This is a genomic window from Bacillus sp. FSL W8-0848 (genome assembly GCF_038007805.1).
Taxonomy (GTDB): domain Bacteria; phylum Bacillota; class Bacilli; order Bacillales; family Bacillaceae; genus Bacillus; species Bacillus glycinifermentans.
Genome location: NZ_JBBOYB010000001.1, coordinates 2,769,030 through 2,787,221, shown reverse-complemented (window position 1 = coordinate 2,787,221; position 18,192 = coordinate 2,769,030). Strand labels below are relative to the sequence as shown.

General features: G+C 47.7%; 18 protein-coding genes and 1 pseudogene. 11 read left to right on the top strand and 8 right to left on the bottom strand.

Annotated elements, in window-relative coordinates:
• Positions 1-55 precede the first annotated feature (55 nt).
• Genes pdxA through NSQ39_RS14610 form a run of 3 tightly spaced genes read right to left on the bottom strand, consistent with a single transcriptional unit; the run spans position 56 to position 3,133 of the window.
• Complete coding sequence (gene pdxA / locus NSQ39_RS14620) at positions 56-1,066, bottom strand: 4-hydroxythreonine-4-phosphate dehydrogenase PdxA (protein ID WP_341015677.1); 1,011 nt, start codon at positions 1,064-1,066, stop codon at positions 56-58.
• Between the two features lie 13 nt (positions 1,067-1,079).
• A complete protein-coding gene (locus NSQ39_RS14615) occupies positions 1,080-2,366 on the bottom strand; it encodes a four-carbon acid sugar kinase family protein (RefSeq protein WP_341015674.1) in 1,287 nt (428 codons plus the stop codon).
• On the bottom strand, positions 2,363-3,133 hold the full coding sequence (locus tag NSQ39_RS14610) for a DeoR/GlpR family DNA-binding transcription regulator (protein WP_046129303.1): 771 nt from the start codon (positions 3,131-3,133) through the stop codon (positions 2,363-2,365). Before NSQ39_RS14610 ends, NSQ39_RS14615 begins: the two co-directional genes overlap by 4 nt.
• Positions 3,134-3,553: 420 nt before the next feature.
• Here NSQ39_RS14610 and NSQ39_RS14605 point away from each other — a divergent pair, with 420 nt between their 5' ends.
• Entirely contained in the window at positions 3,554-3,919 is a 366-nt protein-coding gene (locus NSQ39_RS14605) for a YunG family protein (RefSeq protein ID WP_046129302.1), read from the top strand.
• A gap of 76 nt (positions 3,920-3,995) precedes the next feature.
• On the opposite strand, the gene NSQ39_RS14600 is transcribed toward NSQ39_RS14605, so the two are convergent.
• Positions 3,996-5,270, bottom strand: coding sequence for a BaiN/RdsA family NAD(P)/FAD-dependent oxidoreductase (locus NSQ39_RS14600; protein WP_341015670.1), 1,275 nt, complete (start codon positions 5,268-5,270; stop codon positions 3,996-3,998).
• Positions 5,271-5,464: 194 nt separating this feature from the next.
• Here NSQ39_RS14600 and NSQ39_RS14595 point away from each other — a divergent pair, with 194 nt between their 5' ends.
• Together NSQ39_RS14595 and NSQ39_RS14590 are read left to right on the top strand one after the other, a co-directional pair.
• Positions 5,465-7,093, top strand: coding sequence for a putative polysaccharide biosynthesis protein (locus tag NSQ39_RS14595; protein ID WP_341015667.1), 1,629 nt, complete (start codon positions 5,465-5,467; stop codon positions 7,091-7,093).
• Positions 7,094-7,729: 636 nt separating this feature from the next.
• The gene (locus tag NSQ39_RS14590) at positions 7,730-8,440 is read left to right on the top strand and encodes a pseudouridine synthase (RefSeq protein WP_046129298.1); all 711 of its coding nucleotides are present in this window, start codon (positions 7,730-7,732) and stop codon (positions 8,438-8,440) included.
• Between the two features lie 107 nt (positions 8,441-8,547).
• On the opposite strand, the gene NSQ39_RS14585 is transcribed toward NSQ39_RS14590, so the two are convergent.
• Both NSQ39_RS14585 and NSQ39_RS14580 read right to left on the bottom strand, forming a co-directional pair.
• The gene (locus tag NSQ39_RS14585) at positions 8,548-8,769 is read right to left on the bottom strand and encodes a DeoR family transcriptional regulator (protein WP_006636141.1); all 222 of its coding nucleotides are present in this window, start codon (positions 8,767-8,769) and stop codon (positions 8,548-8,550) included.
• A gap of 234 nt (positions 8,770-9,003) precedes the next feature.
• The gene (locus NSQ39_RS14580; RefSeq protein ID WP_046129297.1) at positions 9,004-10,311 is read right to left on the bottom strand and encodes an NCS2 family permease; all 1,308 of its coding nucleotides are present in this window, start codon (positions 10,309-10,311) and stop codon (positions 9,004-9,006) included.
• 109 nt (positions 10,312-10,420) lie between these two features.
• Between NSQ39_RS14580 and pepV the strand changes: the two genes are divergently transcribed.
• Both pepV and NSQ39_RS14565 read left to right on the top strand, forming a co-directional pair.
• Positions 10,421-11,812 carry a dipeptidase PepV gene (pepV, locus tag NSQ39_RS14575; protein WP_341015662.1) on the top strand — a complete coding sequence of 464 codons (1,392 nt, stop codon included), beginning with the start codon at positions 10,421-10,423 and terminating at the stop codon, positions 11,810-11,812.
• Positions 11,813-11,818: 6 nt separating this feature from the next.
• Positions 11,819-12,282 (top strand): annotated as a pseudogene (locus NSQ39_RS14565) (DUF2691 family protein).
• A 55-nt stretch (positions 12,283-12,337) separates the two neighbouring features.
• Here the strand turns inward: NSQ39_RS14565 and cysK are convergent.
• Complete coding sequence (gene cysK / locus NSQ39_RS14560) at positions 12,338-13,267, bottom strand: cysteine synthase A (protein WP_341015656.1); 930 nt, start codon at positions 13,265-13,267, stop codon at positions 12,338-12,340.
• Positions 13,268-13,404: 137 nt separating this feature from the next.
• Here cysK and thpR point away from each other — a divergent pair, with 137 nt between their 5' ends.
• From thpR to NSQ39_RS14535, 5 genes are all read left to right on the top strand, one after another.
• Complete coding sequence (gene thpR / locus NSQ39_RS14555) at positions 13,405-13,956, top strand: RNA 2',3'-cyclic phosphodiesterase (RefSeq protein WP_341015652.1); 552 nt, start codon at positions 13,405-13,407, stop codon at positions 13,954-13,956.
• Between the two features lie 41 nt (positions 13,957-13,997).
• Positions 13,998-14,942, top strand: a complete 945-nt coding sequence (locus NSQ39_RS14550; protein ID WP_341015650.1) for a hypothetical protein — start codon at positions 13,998-14,000, stop codon at positions 14,940-14,942.
• Positions 14,943-14,993: 51 nt separating this feature from the next.
• Positions 14,994-15,914 carry a YegS/Rv2252/BmrU family lipid kinase gene (locus NSQ39_RS14545; RefSeq protein ID WP_341015647.1) on the top strand — a complete coding sequence of 307 codons (921 nt, stop codon included), beginning with the start codon at positions 14,994-14,996 and terminating at the stop codon, positions 15,912-15,914.
• A 27-nt stretch (positions 15,915-15,941) separates the two neighbouring features.
• Complete coding sequence (locus tag NSQ39_RS14540) at positions 15,942-16,088, top strand: hypothetical protein (protein WP_341015644.1); 147 nt, start codon at positions 15,942-15,944, stop codon at positions 16,086-16,088.
• 185 nt (positions 16,089-16,273) lie between these two features.
• Positions 16,274-17,077, top strand: a complete 804-nt coding sequence (locus NSQ39_RS14535) for a phosphotransferase family protein (RefSeq protein ID WP_046129290.1) — start codon at positions 16,274-16,276, stop codon at positions 17,075-17,077.
• Here the strand turns inward: NSQ39_RS14535 and NSQ39_RS14530 are convergent.
• Complete coding sequence (locus tag NSQ39_RS14530; RefSeq protein WP_046129289.1) at positions 17,072-17,350, bottom strand: YtzH-like family protein; 279 nt, start codon at positions 17,348-17,350, stop codon at positions 17,072-17,074. The two genes, NSQ39_RS14535 and NSQ39_RS14530, sit on opposite strands and share 6 nt — an antisense overlap.
• A 180-nt stretch (positions 17,351-17,530) precedes the next feature.
• On the opposite strand from NSQ39_RS14530, the gene trmB reads away from it, so the two are divergent.
• Positions 17,531-18,172: a tRNA (guanosine(46)-N7)-methyltransferase TrmB gene (gene trmB / locus NSQ39_RS14525; RefSeq protein WP_341015640.1), complete on the top strand. Its 642-nt coding sequence runs from the start codon at positions 17,531-17,533 to the stop codon at positions 18,170-18,172.
• The last annotated feature ends 20 nt before the right edge of the window (positions 18,173-18,192 follow it).

Sequence of the window (18,192 nt, the reverse complement as noted above, 5' to 3'; positions counted from 1 at the left end):
TAAGATCTTTAGAAAGGAAGGATTCAGAATCCTTCCTTTCCGGCGTATGCAATGTTTACAGGCTGTTTGGCGAGAAGTTCGGCGCGTACTGTGCTGCAACCTTGATGCATTCTTCCATGCTGGTGCTTTCTGCGATGTTTTTGCCAGCAATATCGAATGCGGTACCGTGGTCGACGGAGGTACGCAAGAACGGCAGACCGTTCGTGATGGAAATCGTCCGGTGAAAGTCCGTCATTTTTGCAGCGATATGTCCCTGGTCATGGTATAACGATAGAACCGCATCGTATTTGCCGTTCAGTGCCTGGTAGAAGACCGAGTCCGCCGGCACCGGACCGACCGCGTCTATACCATCTTTCACCGCGAGCTCAATGCCCGGCTTGATTTGCTCGATTTCCTCCCGGCCGAACAAGCCGCCTTCTCCGCTATGCGGATTCAAGCCTGCCACCGCGAATTTGCCTTTCTTAACTCCAAGGCGCTGCAATGCCCGATCACAACGAATCAAGTAATCATGTACTCTTTCTTTTGTCATTTGATCAATGGCATCCTTCAATGACAGGTGGCGGGTGAGGAAGAAGATGCGCATGCCGTTCACCTCGAACATCGTAAGCGGATCGTCTGAACCGGCCAAATCCTCCAGCATTTCGGTATGCCCGATATACGGCACTTTAGCGGCTTTCAACGATTCCTTATTGATTGGGGTCGTCGCCAGTGCTTTAACTTCTCCAGACATGGCAAGCTCCACGGATTTTTTAATATATTCGAATGCGCCCCGTCCGCATTGGGCGGAAACCTGTCCGTATTCAAGTTTATCGATATCGATATTCGCCAAATTGATCACATCGACGGTACCGTATTCGTATTTTCCTTTTGCAGGCGCTGAAACTTCGTTTACTTGCAGATCCGCTTTCACGATCTCGATCGCTTTTTTGATGACCTCTGTATCACCGATCACAAGCGGTTTGCATACATCGTAGATTTCCTTCTTCGTTAAAGATTTCATCGTGATTTCCGGGCCGATTCCTGCCGGGTCTCCCATCGGAATTGCAATAATTGCTCGTTCTGCCATGTTAGATTCCTCCTTAAAATGTTGCTTCAAGATATTTCACGCTTGTGTAAATTGCTTTCGTACCGCCTGCCGTACCGCCTTTTGTAACGATCGGAATACCATCCAGGTAGCCTCCGATGAATTTTCCGTAGGCGACTAGCGGCAGGATTTCGTCGATCAATTGGATGCCTTCCGCTCTTGAGATCGAGCAGAGGGAAGCGGTTACATCTCCGCCGCTTGTAAAACAGCCGCCAATGTCAAACCGGCTGTTTTGGATCACAAGCCTTGTCATCTTGCCCAGGCCGTCGGCGATGCGCTTTGCCAATGCATCCTGGCTTACATGCTCCTTGTCTGCGAGCGTTTTCAAATCAAGGATTTCTGATTTAAGCGAATCGGTTGTGATCAAAAGAATATCCTGCTTTTCCATCTCTTCTGCCGCTTTTTTGATGACACGGTCTACTTCTTGGTCCCACGTTTCGTCCATTGTCGCAAGCTTTTTGGCATCCACATAGACAGGGCGGAGATTCGTCTTATCGATCAAATATTGCAGCTGCTTGGAGCTGTTGGATGTGACGCTGCCGACGGTGATGATGATTTTCTTGTCCTTCATCCGCTTTCTGCTGAACGCTCGGGCGTACGCGGAAGTCAGCGGCCCGGGATCGGCGGGGACCATCTGATACATATCCAGCTCCGCCATAGCACATGCGATTGATTCAATGTTCTCATTCGTGATGGCATCAGGAACGAGGATTCGGGCGCCTTTTTGGATTTTCTCGAGCATGTCCGCTTCGATCGCTTCCTTGCCGGCGAGGATGGTCTCTAAACCGATGCCTGCAACCTGATGGTCGCTTTGCTTTTGTACAAGCTTCGGGATATGAGATTCTGTAACAGGCTTGACAGGATCCTTCCCGACATCAGACAGCTGGACGGGTACGCCGTGGATCAGCAGATAGCCGCCTGATACGATGCGGCCTGAGTCTGGATATGCCGGAACGACGACCGCGATGGACTCTTCGCCCAATTCATGAAGAAGGGTATCCAGCTCTGTTCCGATGTTGCCGCGCACCGTGCTGTCGATACGCTTGCAGACGATATCCGTTTTCCACTTTTTCAGGTTCGCTGCCGCCGTTTTCACCCGGCGATGTGCGACTTCCTCTTTCGCATAGCGGCTGTCGGTATCGATAATCACACCGTTGATCTCTTCCGATGACGGCAAATTTTCGTAAAAGACCATCGTCGCCACGGTGTAGCCCAGCTTTGTCAGCTTGACGCCTGTGCCATTGCCTCCGGTGAGATCATCTGCGATAACGCCTATTTTCATTCGGATTCCTCCTCCGCTGCTATGACATCTAAAAGCTCCCGCAATTCATGAGGATGATAATCGACAATGCCGGAATCTGAAATGATGCCGGATAATTCCTTCAAGCCGCACACCTTAACAAGTGCTTTTTGATCGAGCTTGCTGGCATCAGCGACAAGCCAGGTTGCCCGAGCGGATTCGATCATGAGCTTCTTAATTGATGCCTTTTCGAATGTCGGTACTGTGACCCCGGCATGCAGGTCGACGGCGTGCGCTCCGAGGAAGCACAAATCAACGTGCACATTGCGCAACGTCTGTTCCGTCAGCGGACCGAAAAGTGCGCCGATATTGTTCTGCACCTCCCCGCCTGTGAGAATCAGCTTGACTTCGCTGTCCATCAGCTCTGCTGCAATCTTGATGTCATTTGTCACGACCGTCAATTTGCTTTTGTGCTTCAGCAGCTTGGCGATCTCGAGTGTAGTCGTTCCAGAGTCAAGCAGGATGGTGTAATTTTCTTTCACGAGCTCTGCCGCTTTTTGGGCGATGCGCTTCTTCTCTGCTGCATGTTTTCCTTCCTTTGTCAGAAAGGAAGATTCCACGACAAGCGGCTTATTGAGAACAGCGCCGCCATGCGTGCGGATGACCTGTTCCTTCTGCTCCAGATACGCCAAATCGCGCCGGATCGTCATGGCGGAAACATTCAATTCTGCCGCCAATGCTTCAATATCGATTTTTTGGTGCTTATTCAATTGTTCCAAAATCACATTTCTGCGTTCATTCGGTTGCATTTTCCTCACCTTTTGTTAGATGTGAACAACTTATATGTTTATATTAAACATATTTATGTGGGAAGTCAACGTTATTTTGTGAGAAATGATCATTATGAGGGAGGAGAGGTTGTTCACCATGAACAATCGAGAGGCATCTGCTTCGGGCGGTAGAACAAAAAAACAGCAGGCGAGGTGCCGGCTGCCGTTGTCCATACGTCTCATTATGCCTTCATTACCTTGCTTGGTCCTTATTTGTAGATCGTCGCAGTGAAGAAAGCACAACACACAAAATAAAGGAATCTTCCTTTATATTTGAAATGACCGATGCTTATAATAAGTTTACGCTTGTCAAAATTCAATATGCAGTCCTTGTTCAACTAACAATGCAGGGTTACTTTAAATAAAAATGAAATAAGCTAATGAAAAGGAGGATTTTTTATGGAAGATCATTACCTCTTGCAAATCGAACAAATAATGAAGGCATTATCTAAATCCTGGTCTATAGACTCAAGTTCAAAATGGAGCCATGATAACCCTGCAAATGGACAATGCGGCGTAACCGCACTAGTAGTAAATGATATATTAGGTGGAGAAGTAAGGAAAACAAAACTGCCTGATGGATGGCATTTTTATAATTTTATCAATGGCAAAAGATATGATTTTACGGTTTCTCAATTTAAAGAAGACATTCTGTATATGGACATTCCTTCTAATAGAAGCGAAGCATTTTCAGATACCAATGAAAAACAATATAACCATTTAAAACAAAGCGTTATGCATCATTTGTCTTTTTCCATATATTAAGTTGCGTTTAATAAGAAAAGGGAACCCTAATATATTGAGGGTTCCCTTCATTTTATACAAAGAACTTGCCTTGTTTTTACTTTTTGGGGAGTGACGCAGAAAACTCCGCTGCGTTTAAGCCGGCAAGCCGTCCGGTGACAAGGGCCGATGTAATGTTGTACCCGCCGGTGTACCCGTGGATATCGAGAATCTCCCCGCAAAAATATAATCCGTCCTTTTTTTTGGACGCCATTTTTTTCGGATCGATTTCTTTTATCGAAACACCGCCTCCGGTCACAAAGGCTTTTTCAAGCGAAAGCGTGCCGTTCACCTTGACGGAAAACTCCTTGCAGTCTTTTACGAACGCCCTGAAACGGTCTTTGGAAAGGGTGGAAAAGGTTTCGGAGGGATCGATTCCGCTCCGTTCGAACAGAAACAGGAGATACCGTTCCTGCATCCAGGACTTGAGCACGTTTTTAACGGACTTTTTCGGCGACTCTTTCAGCTCTTTCAGCATTCGCTGAAACAGCTGTTCTTCGTGGAGGTCTGGGAACAAATCGATTTTCATCCTTACATGCTCCTGTTTTTTCAGCTCTTTTACGACAAATTGGCTGCACCTGAGGACAGCCGGGCCGGAAAGGCCGAAATGCGTGAAAATCATATCCATCTGATGGGTGATGACGGGTTTGCCTTTTTTGTTTAACACGCTTAGCGCGACATTTCTCAATGACAGGCCTTGCAATGTTTTTTGTTTAATGAACGGTTCGTCCGAAGTGACGGGAACTTCTGTCGGGAAAAGCTCGGTAATCGTATGCCCGGCATTTTCGGCCCATTCATAGCCGTCTCCCGTTGAGCCGGTATGCGGGACGCTTTTGCCGACGACCGCCCCGACGACCGCCCCGGTCAGAATCTTTTCGCCGTTGTTCGTTACGATGCCGTATGCCTTCTGATCGTCGTATAACACGGATGCCACCTTTTCGTTCGTACGAATGTTGACATGCAGATGTTCAAGTCTTCTCAACAGAGCGTCCACAACGCTTTGCGCTTTATCGGAAACGGGAAACATCCGCCCGTGGTCTTCTTCTTTGAGCTTCACGCCGAGACGTTCAAAAAACGCGATGATGTCTTCATTGTTAAACTCGGAAAAAGAGCTGTATAGAAAGCGGCCGTTTCCGGGGATATGCTTGATGATTTCATCAATCGGAAGGCGGTTCGTGACATTGCAGCGGCCTCCTCCCGAGATGGCGAGCTTGCGGCCGAGCTTGTTTCCTTTATCGATGAGCAGCACGTTCAGGCCCCGCTCACCGGCCGCGATGGCGGCCATCAGCCCGGAAGGCCCTCCGCCGATGACGATTACATCATAATGCTTCATAACATTTCCTCAACTTTCCTGCAGTGTAAGGCCGCGCGAAGCGAATCCGCGCTCCATCCTATTATTATAACGAAAGAATGACGCCTTTAAAAAAGATCTGTTAAAATTTAGCCCAGTTATTATTACCTAGGTGAAGCACCTGTGTGTTAAAATAGAAAAGTTGAATCTATTTTAGAAAAATGGTGATTGGGAACATGTCAAGCAAACTGTTAAGAGGCACGTTTATATTAACGCTTGGTACCTATATTTCGAGGATCCTCGGAATGATTTATTTAATTCCGTTTGGAGCCATGGTCGGTGCCACCGGAGGTGCCCTGTTCCAGTACGGTTATAATCAATATACGATTTTTTTGAGCATTGCCACGATGGGCTTTCCGGCGGCCGTGTCCAAGTTTGTTTCAAAATATAATTCGATCGGTGATTATGAAACGACGAGAAGGATGCTGCGCGCCGGAATGTCGATGATGCTCGTCACGGGAATCATCGCTTTTTCCCTTCTTTATGTAACCGCTCCGTTTTTTGCAGAAACAGCGCTCGGCGGGACGGAAAATAACGGTCTGACGATCGAACACGTCGTTTATGTCATTCGCATGGTCAGCTTGGCTTTATTGGTTGTGCCGGTATTGGCCCTTGTGAGGGGATTTTTCCAAGGCCATCAGATGATGGGGCCGACAGCCGTTTCACAGGTTGTTGAACAGCTTGCCAGAATCGTTTTTCTCCTCACTGCGACGTATTTGGTCATGAAAGTGCTGAACGGCGGACTTGTAGTAGCCGTAGGCTATGCGACGTTCGCTGCATTGATCGGTGCGTTTGCGGGGCTTTTCACCCTTTATTTTTCCTGGCAGAAAAGAAAAGGGTACCTTATATCGATGAAGCCGAACCTCGTTCCGCCGTCAAATATTACGTACAGGCAGATGTTTAAGGAACTGTTCAGTTATGCCGCTCCGTACGTTTTTGTCGGGCTGGCGATCCCGCTTTATCAGTACATTGATACAAATACGTTTAATAAAGCGATGATTGAAGCGGGGTATCAAAGCATCAGCCAGGATCTGCTGGCGATCGTCACGCTTTACGTTCCTAAGCTTGTGATGATTCCGGTTTCTCTTGCGACGGCTTTCGGGCTGACATTGATCCCGGTTATTACGGAAAACTTCACCAACCGTGACTTTCCGGCTTTAAACAAGCAGATTGACCAGGCGATGCAGATTATTTTGTTTATCGTGCTTCCGGCTTCCGTCGGAATGTCGCTTCTCGCCGGACCGTTCTACACGTTTTTCTACGGATCGGAAAGCCTGCTTCCCGATGTCGGACAAGACATCTTATTCTGGTATTCGCCGGTTGCGCTTTTATTTTCTTTATTTACGGTTAACGCCGCTATTTTGCAGGGGATTAACAAGCAAAAATTCGCCGTTGTCAGCCTTCTGGTTGGGGTCATCATCAAAGTCGCGCTGAACGTGCCTTTGATCAAGCTCTTTCAGGGAGAAGGATCGATTTTGGCGACAGCGCTCGGATATTCGGCATCTTTATTGTATGGCTTCATCATGATCAGACGGCATGCCGGCTACGCTTATAAAAAACTGCTTAAAAGGTTTTTGCTGATGGCGATCCTGACCGCTGTAATGGGAGCCGTCGTATTAATCGCCAAAGCGGTCCTCGGTTTATTTATTTCATATGAGGGCGGACAGATCCGCTCAGCTGTTATCATCGCCATTACATCGGCAATCGGCGGTATCGTCTATCTGTATTTGGCTCACCGTCTAAAACTGTTAGAAAAAATATTCGGTCAGCGGTTAAGCCGCTTTTTCAAAAGAAAGGCCTCATAAGCGGGCTTTTCTTTTATTTTTGAGAAGGTTGTTCCTTTGTTTTGAAAAGAGATCAATGATCAACAATGGAACCCGGAGAAGGATATTGGACATGGCCTCAGGAATATGTAACATGCACACAATAGACCATTCCGGTCAAGCTTAGGTGCATGTCCGCAATTATTCGCAAAAAACGGCGGGCAAAGGAGTGCGGAAACATCATGAAGGATGAGGACTTATTGGAGGCTTGGAACATTCAAAAAGCTCGCGGAATGGCTGATCTGTTCGCACATCTAGAACCGACTTCATGCACCGCAGTACAGCACGCTTTGCAGGCAAAGTCAAAATGTAATATTCCTTGCCGAAGATATTGCGATCTTGCGGGCTGTTGCCTGTATGGTGCCACCTGGTCAATCTGACGCCGAGTGTAACACGTACCACACATTCGACATGCAAGAAAATGAAGGACATCTGCACATTTAGCTGGTCCGGGACACTCCGGCTCTATTTTCTTGAAGACCGGAGCGGACAGCCGCGGAGCAGGGACGCAGCCTGAATAATTGATCAAACAGCCAGATTAATATGTCCGGTTGTTTTTTGAAGCCGCAACAGCATAATGAACAAAGCCTTTTATTTATATTAAGGAGGAATCACCTTATGAGATTGGATAAGCTTCTGGCGAACAGCGGCTATGGATCGAGAAAAGACGTAAAAAAAATGCTGAAGAACGGAGCGGTTCGCGTAAAAGACAGAATCGTCAAGGATGCGAAAGAACAGATTGATCCGAATCATGACGAAGTCACCGTATACGGCGAGCCCGTCCATTACCGGGAGTTTGTTTATTTGATGATGAACAAGCCGCAGGGGGTAGTGTCGGCAACAGAAGACAGCCGCGAGGAGACGGTTATCGATTTGCTCGAACCGGAGTTTTTGCACTTTGCGCCGTTTCCGGTCGGAAGGCTTGACAAAGATACCGAAGGCCTGCTTCTACTGACAAACGACGGCGGGCTCGCACACCGGCTTTTGTCGCCGAAAAAGCATGTCCCTAAAACGTATGAGGTGCATGCCGAGAAGCCGGTCACAGAGGCTAGCGCTGCCAGGCTCGAAAGAGGGGTCGACATTGGGGACGGGTATGTCACAAAGCCGGCGAAAGCGGTGATTCTGGAAAATGAAAACGGCAGGCACAAGCTGCTGTTGACGATCACGGAAGGGAAATTCCATCAGGTGAAACGGATGCTGAAAGCCGTCGGCAATGAAGTGACCTACTTAAAACGGCTGAAGATGGGAGATGTGGCGCTCGACCCAGACCTTTTGCCTGGGGAGTACAGAGAGCTGACGGAATCGGAGCTTGCGGCCCTAAAAAAATAAAAGACACTCAAAACTTTGAGTGTCTTGTTAGAAGCAGTTTCAAAAACTCGCAAAGCAAGGTGAGTCTTATTTATATCAATTGTGTGTTGCGTTTTTTTGGAACAATTCTATGAAGATATTCTCACTTTTTTTCTTGTTGTTTCCCATTTGCCTCTGCTTGGGCTGCGAACCAAATCGTTGTATGCCAACACATTCAGATCACGCTGGATTGTTCTCGGTGTAGTGCCAAATTCATCAACCAGTTCCTGGGTTGTAACGAGTCCCTTTTCTTGAATGAACATGTAGACTGACTTAATCCTGGTTAGCATTCGGTTTGTTGAAGGTTTCAAACAACCACTCCCTATCATATGATCGAATGGACTTGACTACCACAACTTACGACTCCAAAATGCAGCATGGACGATTAACAAACAACTCGTAAAAATAATCAATAAATATTATACACGATGTGCCAAAGAAATATCCAGAAAAAAGCCGGAACCAAAATTATGAAAAAATGAAAATCGAAAGCGAAAACGCATGAAATCAAGAGGCTGGCTGCTGCCTAAGCCTCTTTTTCTATATTAATGGCCCTGCAAAAAGAACAGGTGGATGAAAAACAGAATCGCGAAGATCAGGACGAGCGGATGAATCTCCCGCCATTTTCCTTTCGCGGCTTTCACGATCGGATATGAAATAAATCCGAGAGAAATCCCTGTTGCGATGCTTGATGTTAAAGGCATGGCAAGGATGACGAGAAAAGCCGGGAACGCCTCGTCGAGCTCTTTCCAGCGGATGTCGGCGACGGCTCCGATCATCATGCTTCCCACAATGATCAAGGCTGGAGACGTTATCGCCGAAATGCCGGAAACGGCGCTGACAAGCGGACCGAAAAACAGCGCAGCGCCAAAAAGAACGGCGACTGTCAACGATGTCAGCCCGGTTCTTCCTCCGGCTGCCACCCCGGCCGATGACTCAATATAGGCGGTTGTCGGGCTCGTCCCGAACATGGCGCCGATCGTCGTGGCCGTCGAATCGGCGAGAAGCGCCTTTCTCGCGTTCGGAAGCTTGTTGTTTTTCATGAGTCCCGCCTGTTCGGCGACGCCGATCATCGTGCCTGTCGTATCGAAAATCGTGACGAGCAGAAAAGAGAAAACGACCGAATAGAGCCCGTAATGGATGACGTCAGAAAAGGCCGTCAAAGGATTCGCGATGATCAGCTTTTCAGGCAGATGAGGCATGGATAAAACGCCTTGGTCAAAATGGAGCTGACCGGTGAAAAAGGCGATCAGGCCGGTGAAAAGCATCCCGAAAAACAGAGCGCCGTTTACATTCATGATCATCAGAACGACGGAAAAGGTAAGCCCGATCAAGGTCAGTACGACTTCCGGCGAGCGCAGGTTGCCGAGACCGATCAAATTGGCTTCATTGGCCGTAATGATTCCGGCTCCCCTTAGTCCGACAAATGCGATAAACAATCCGATCCCGGCGGTAATCCCGTGTTTTAAATTGGCGGGAATTGCTTCGATCAGTTGTTTTCTGAGCGGTGTTAAGGATAAGATAATAAAGAGAATCCCGGCCGCGAATACGGCGCTGAATGCCGTATGATACGAAACTTCGCCGTTTGATGAACCGACGACGGAAACTGCAAAATACGCATTAAGCCCCATTCCCGGCGCAATCGCGATCGGGAAGTTGGCCGCAAGCGCCATCCAGAGCGTTCCGACGACAGCGGCGATGATCGTAGCGGTAAACACCTGGTCAAAGGGAATGCCGGTGCCGGAAAGAATGCCCGGATTGACGACGACAATGTAAACCATCGTAAAGAAGGTTGTGATTCCTGCAAGAATTTCTTTTTTAACTGTTGTTTTGTTTTCTTTTATGTTAAACATAATTCCTCCAATAACGAACATTATAACGAAACAATATCTATAATATTCGTTAACAGGTATTTTTGCAAGTCGTTTTTCGGGAATCTGATAAAAGGAAAGGATGAAAACGATGAACTGGGAACTGGAAGTGGAAAAGAGAAAGGACGACATTGTTCAGGATATACAGGATTTCTTAAAAATAAAAAGCGTTCTCGATGAGAAGACCGCCGGGCCTGGCAAGCCTTTTGGAGAAGGGATTCACAAATGTCTGACGGCTTTGCTGAAAAAAGGGGAGACAAACGGCTTTACGGTGAAAAACCTCGATGGCTATGCGGGCCATATCGAATGGGGAGAAGGCGAAGAGATTATCGGCATCCTCTGCCATATTGACGTCGTCCCGCCCGGAGACGGATGGACAAGCGATCCGTTTGCCGCCGACATCAGAGACGGCCGCATTTATGCGAGAGGCGCGCTCGATGATAAGGGGCCGACAATGGCCGCATTTCACGCCCTGAAAATCGTGAAAGAGCTGAATCTTCCGTTGTCAAAGCGGATCAGGCTGATCATTGGAACAGATGAAGAAAGCGATTGGCGGTGTGTGGAGCATTATTTTAAACATGAAGAAATGCCTTCAGCCGGATTCGCCCCTGATGCCGACTTTCCGATTATTTACGCGGAAAAGGGGCTGATTGACGCAGTTTTGCACTTGGATTGCCCAAATAGCGAAAGCGGCGGGGGATTGGTTTTGGAATCGCTCCGGGCCGGACGCCGTTTCAATATGGTTCCTGACGAAGCCGAAGCTGTCCTTTCCGGAACGGTTACACCGGATGTTGAACGATCGTTTGCCGATTTTGTAAAAGAAAAGCGGGCCGAGGGCCGAATCACGAAAAACGGAGACCGTTGCAGGATAAACGTTTTCGGAAAATCGGCACACGCCATGGAGCCTGACAACGGCATCAATGCGGGGCTGATCCTGGCAGAGTTTTTACATACGCAACCGCTAGATTCAGCAGGCCGCCATTTTGTAAAAGCGGTGTCAGATGCCTTTAGCGGTGACACGAGAGGGAAAAAGCTCGGGATCGCCGTAAGCGATGAGATCAGCGGCGAGCTGACCTTAAACGTCGGACGGATAGCTTATGAGAAAGAAAAAGAGAGTACAGTCGGCATCAACATCCGCTATCCGGTGACAGAAACGAGCGGTCCGGTCAAAGAAGCGCTCGAACGCGTACAAGGCGGAAAGCTTGTGAGTTTTAAAGACAGCAAGCCGCATCATGTGCCAAAAGACCATGAACTGATCAAAACGCTGCAGCGGGTATATGAAGAACAGACGGGGGAACAAGCGCAATTGATTTCGATCGGAGGCGCGACATACGCGAGGTCGCTGCAAGCGGGGGTGGCGTTCGGTCCGCTCTTCCCCGGGCGCCCCGACGTTGCCCATCAGAAAGACGAATATATGGAAATTGACGACCTCTTGCGGGCGGCATCCTTGTATGCGCAGGCTATATACGAACTTGCGAAGTGATATAAAATGAGAAGAGGCGTTTCGTTTGAAATTCCCAACCACAGCGGATGCGTTCTTTCCGATGTGCTAAAACCGATTCGAATTTCCGATTACGATTGGCTGCTTGATGGCTGCGAATGGCATATCGTTCAACACGAACGGCTGCAGATGAGGAGCTTTTTCCAGGTGATCAAAACGTCGCGGAAGGCGAAGCGCTGCAAACACGCTTGGCAAACACGTCTTATACAATTTTTGCAGATATGAAAGCATTCCCGAAGAATCAGCATCCCGAGCAAATTGAGACATATGGAGAGTTCATCAAAAGCGATTGCCGGCTGGTTGTTCTCATAGCGGATTCCTGTTATGCATCCATCTATTGCAAAGACCAAAAGCAGATTGGCTTGTTGTACAGAAATGCAAAAGCTTGCGGTTTTGGGCATGTTGAATATATAACAGATGAAAATGATGCAAGGACAGGGATGCATGTATAGAGTCTGTTTCAATAAAAAACACTTGATTTCGCACGTCGAAATCAAGTGTTTTTCTTTACTGTTGAAATAAATCGCTTGATAGATAGCGTTCTCCGGTATCGGCGGTCATACAGACGACGATTTGATCGGCCGGAAGTTTTTTAGCCGCTTCAATCGCGGCAAAGCACGCCGCACCTGAGGAAGGGCCGACAAGAATGCCTTCTTCCCGGGCCAGTCTGCGCGTCATCTCGTACGCTTCCTCGTCTTTTATTTTCAAAATTTCATCATAGACGTTTTCATTTAAAATATTCGGGATAAAACCGGGGCTTGTCCCGACGAGTTTATGTTTTCCGGGCTTGCCTCCGGACAATACGGGCGACCCCGCAGGTTCCGCTACATGGACCGTTATTTTCGGAAACAGCTCCTTCAGCTTTTCACCCGTACCGGTAATCGTGCCGCCTGTTCCCGCAGTCGCCACAAACGCGGCAAGCGGTTTGCCGATTTGTTCTATTGCCCGGGCAATTTCCAAGGCGGTTGTTTTTCGGTGGGCCTCGGGGTTCGCTTCATTATCAAACTGCATCGGGATGAAGCTTCCCGGAATTTGTTCCGCAAGCTCCCGCGCTTTTTTGATGCTTCCCGGCATTCGTTCATCCCCCGGTGTAAGGACGACTTCTGCTCCGTATGCTTTTAAAAGGTTAATCCGTTCTTTCGTCATCGTATCAGGCATGACGAGAATCGCCTGATACCCTCTTGCGGCGGCATTCATGGCGAGTCCGATTCCAGTGTTTCCGCTTGTCGGCTCGATGATTGTAGCCCCAGGCTTCAGAAGGCCCTTTTCTTCAGCGTCTATGATCATTTGATATGCCGCTCTGTCTTTCACGCTTCTGCTCGGGTTGAAATATTCGAGCTTTACGTAAACCTGTGCCGCATCCTTCGGCTGAACCCGGTTCAATTTGACGAGGGGCGTATCTCCGATTAATTCTGCTATATTGTGAACGGCTCTCACACGTGTGCACCCTTTCTAAGAAAACATGTTTTTTCAATATCCTATCACAACCCCGTAAAAGTGAAAAATAGAGAGGTTATAAGTCCCTGTGTTTTTTGTTAAAATGGTAAGAAGATCGATGGAAGGATGGCATGAATATGTCTGTGAAACCGCATTTTTTTATTGGAATTCCTTTCCCGGCCGAGCTTGCGGAGCCGCTTTATCATTCAATCAGCAGCCGCCCGGAATTAGCTTTTCATAAATGGGTCCATGCTTTGGACTATCACTTTACGCTCGTATTTCTTGGACCGGCTGACAGTGAGCAGCTTTCGGACCTTGAGGAAGGCTTAAGTCTGATCGCTTCTGACACGGCTTCCTTTGAACTTCGTCTCAGAAAAACAGGGACGTTCGGCAAGCCGTCTGAGCCGAGGATCCTCTATGTTGAACCCGAATATTCCGCCGCTCTTTTTGAATTAAGGGAGCGGGTCAAGCAGGCGGCAGCCGCCGCGGGCTTTGAGATTGAGAAGCGGCCTTTTCGTCCCCATATGACGGTTGCGAGAAAATGGAACGGGGCCGCTCCGTTTAACGGGCGCTTAGATCCGCTCGATGGTGAAGTATCGTTCACAGCACGCAATCTCACCGTTTTTCAGACGCATCTGGATAAGGTTCCAAAATACGAGCATAAAGCTGTTTTTCCTTTCGTCACATAGGATCAAGCAGCAGAAATGTAAGATTCGGAGTTGAAACAACGATGGCACAGATTATTAAAATACAGGATTGCATTTCAAGATATGAGCAAGACCCTTATCATTATATGAATCAGTTCATCCGTTTAAAAAAACAGCGATGGCAGTCAATGACGGCCATCGCGGAAGAGAAGGAAGTGGGCCGTTTTCAGATCGCCGCAGCCGCCGGGGAAGAAACGGGCGGCACGAAGAAGAAAAAATTTTCATTAAAAAGAAAAAAAGAAGCATCCGATATGAATAGTGGAAGAGAAGTCGATGATCAATGGTTTAACGGTTTGGAAGCCGAAATGGACGGAAGTTTTATTGCAAAAATCCCCGCAGGCAAAAAAGAGCTTGCTCCATTTTTTAAAGAATACCTTTATCAATTTCAATTAAAATGGGCAAGCTCGACGATTTCTGACATATCCAGCCTTTCCCGGGAAATACATAACGATAAAATTCTGCAAATTTTGGCCCAGCAGCTTCCGGATTCGTATTTTCTGATGTACAAGCCTGTTTTGCAAGTGAATCAGGCGACGGTCGAATTAAGCATCATCCTGTTAACGCCGCTTGAAATCTATTGCATGGTTTTTCTCGAAGGTGATAAGGAAAGCACCTTTAGTGGCTCCAAAAATCGTTTTTGGAAGGAAAAAACCGTACGAGGCAGAGAAACATCTGTTTTAAATCCGTCAACTGAACTTATCAGAACCGGTTCTGTCCTTTCGGGGCTTTTGAAGGGGGCAGACATTGACCTGCCGATCCGCAAAGCGATCTTCAGCAGGACTTCGTATATCGATTACCCCGAACCTCCGTACGGAATCGACATTTATGACCGGAGGGAATGGCGCAACTGGATCTCGAGACAGCAAAAAAACATCGCTCCGATTAAAAACCGGCAGCTGAAAGCCGCGAAAATTTTGTTGGCACACGGCGTTTCCGATTCAAAGCGCAGAAAGGAATGGCGCGATTAACCGTCTGAACGTTATCCGGCTTTTTCATAATATAAAATGGAGAATTGAATCATGAGTGAATGGTATATCATCATTAACCCAAAAGCAGGAAGATCGTCGGCTCTCAGAGTATGGAAGTCACTGCAAAAAGAGCTGCAAAAAGCAAACGTTTCGCACCGCTCGTTCATCACCCAGCACCCGGGGCATGCCGAAGTGCTGGCAAGGCAAATATCGACGATCCAGGACGACCGGCTGAAGCGCCTGCTTATCATTGGCGGAGACGGCACTATCCATGAAGTCCTAAACGGATTGACCAGCCTCCAGGACATTCAGCTTAGCGTTATCCCGGCAGGCTCGGCAAACGATTTTAAAAGAGGCTTCTCCATTAAAAAATCGGATGTCATCAAAGAGCTGAAAAAAGCCGGAAAATCACTGACCAGGACGTATGCACTCGGAAGCTTTCTCACAAAGGACAGTGCAAACGAGCTTTATTTTGCCAATCACCTCAGCATCGGGTTTGACGCCGTGGCCGCCAAAAAAATGTCTGACATGCCAAAGTGGACGGCCGTTTTCAGATTGAATCATCTGATTCAGCCGTTTTTGTTTTTGGCAGCCGCCTTTACGTTTAAACCGTTTGTCCTTTCTTTTGAAAGCGAAGACGAAAAGCGGACGTTTAAAAAAGTTTGGTTTGCGGCGATTTCAAATCATCCGTACTATGGCGGAGGAATGAAGATCGCGCCGGATGCAAATCCGCGCGAAGAGCTTTTAGATGTGACGATCATCGAAGACCGGCCGGTGCTAAAAAAAGCGGCGCTGTTATTTGCGATGTCTTTCGGCAAACATATCGGTAAAGCCGGGGTCACGTCGTTTAAGACGAAAGATATTTATTTTCATACGAACGAACGGGTTCTGTTCCAGGCGGACGGGGAGATCATCGGTTCAGCGCCTGTATTTGTAAAGACCGGGGAGGAATCGCTCCGCTTAAAAGCATAAACCATCCGTATGAAAGGGAGACTAGGGATGCGATTGAAGCTCCCTGATATGAAGCGCTATTTGGCATATTGCGGCCCTTTTCAAATTTTCGATAAAACGCTTTGGGCAAACGGCAAGCTTCAGCTGAAGCGGCATCGGCACGCATATTCTTTGCGAGCCGAAGGGAATTTCTAGTTTTGCTTGACGAAGTTTGGCGTATAGCGCTAAAATTTATAAGACGGCTATTGTTTAGCACAGATGACTCTCAATAGCCGTCTTTTTATTTTAATAGAGAGACGATCAATACAGCATCTTGTTTTCCGGCCAAGGAAGGCAAATGCTTTTAAAAACTTTTATGAAATGATGGGTTGAAAATCGATATGAACTGGTTGGGACAATTACTAGGTAGCGAATGGGAGATTTCCCCCGCAGGAGGAGCTACAGGAGACGCATATTATGCAGAACATAATGGGCAGCAGCTTTTTTTAAAGCGGAACAGCTCCCCTTTTTTGGCTGTCCTGTCCGCGGAAGGAATTGTTCCTAAGCTTGTTTGGACGAAACGAATGGAAAACGGGGACGTGATTACGGCGCAGCACTGGCTCAGCGGCAGAGAGCTGAAACCGAAGGACATGAACAGCCAGGCGGTGGCTGAGATGCTTCGGAAAATCCACACCTCCAAAGAGCTGTTGGATATGCTGAAAAGACTCGGCAAGCACCCTTTTCAGCCAAGCTCCGTGATCACGCAATTAAAGCAATTTATCCAAGCCCGGCAATATCCGATTCCGCAGCTGGATCAGGCGCTCTTTTACCTTGAACACCATCTTGAAGACGTTCAGTCAGGTGAAAAAGTCGTCTGCCACTGCGATATTAATCATAATAATTGGCTTCTTACAGATCAGAACCAGCTTTATTTAATCGATTGGGACGGTCCTATGATTGCAGATCCTGCCATAGATCTCGGGCCCCTTCTGTACCACTACGTTGAGGAGAAGGAATGGGAAAGCTGGCTCGAGCGGTACGGCACTTCTCTAACGGACAATCTTAAGCTGAGGATGGCCTGGTACGTATTGGCAGAAACAGCGATGACAACGCTCAGGCAAAAGGCGAAAAGAAATCAAGAGGGCTTTAACCAGGGGCTTGAACAGCTGCACGTGCTCCTGGAGCGTCTCCTCCGCACTTCATGAAAACGAGCCTATTTCTCTGACCCATTGCGAGAGACGGTCCTGATGCTCTGAGATATGGTCGTTGATCGAAGAAGTCGACTTCCCTCTCTGGCTGTACAGGTAAATGTCTTCAAGGATGCCTTTAAGGTTTGCATCAACATGTGCATTGGCCATCAGCGACTTAATAATCCGTTCCATCTGTTCGCATTCGGCGACGGTGCCCGTGCAGTCCGCCTGATGATCGGAGAGGATGTCCTGTAAGAGACGAATTTGATTTTCTTGATTTAATCCCATGATAAAAGCACTTCCCTTCATTTGAATATATGGATTAAATTGTTCAGAACGCATATTTTTATACATGAAAGACCCGGGGTCGAAAGCCCCGGGTCTTTCGCGTCTCTCCAAGAGGTCTTGCGAGGCGGTTGATTTCGTGGTATGTTGTTAGACGATATAACAGATAGAGGTGTAAAGTACATGCGAATGCGTCACAAGCCTTGGGCGGACGATTATTTGGCTGAAAACTCCGATATTGTCATCAGCGACCCGTCCCAGTATAAAGGGAAATGGCATTCCGTTTTTGGAAATGACAACCCGATTCACATCGAAGTAGGAACCGGAAAGGGCCAATTTATTTCAGGAATGGCGCTCAAGCATCCGGATGTAAACTATATCGGCATCGAACTGTTTAAAAGCGTCATCGTAACGGCGGTCGATAAGGTAAAGCAGACGGGGGTGCCGAACGTAAAGCTTTTAAACATCAATGCAAACGATCTTTCCGAAGTATTTGCGGAAGGGGAAATTGAGCGGGTGTATTTGAATTTTTCCGATCCGTGGCCTAAAAAACGCCATGAAAAACGCCGTCTGACAAACCATGCTTTCATAAAAAAATACGAGCACGTCTTGGGGGGAAAAGGTGCGATTCACTTTAAAACAGATAATCGCGGATTATTTGAATATTCCCTGACGAGCTTTTCCGAATACGGACTCGTTTTGACGTTCGTCAGCCTTGATTTGCATCAAAGCGATTTTGAAGGGAACGTCATGACGGAATATGAAGAAAAATTTGCTGCCAAAGGCCAGCCGATATACAGGGTTGAAGCCGAGTGGAGAACATGAAAAAACAGACGATCTAAAGG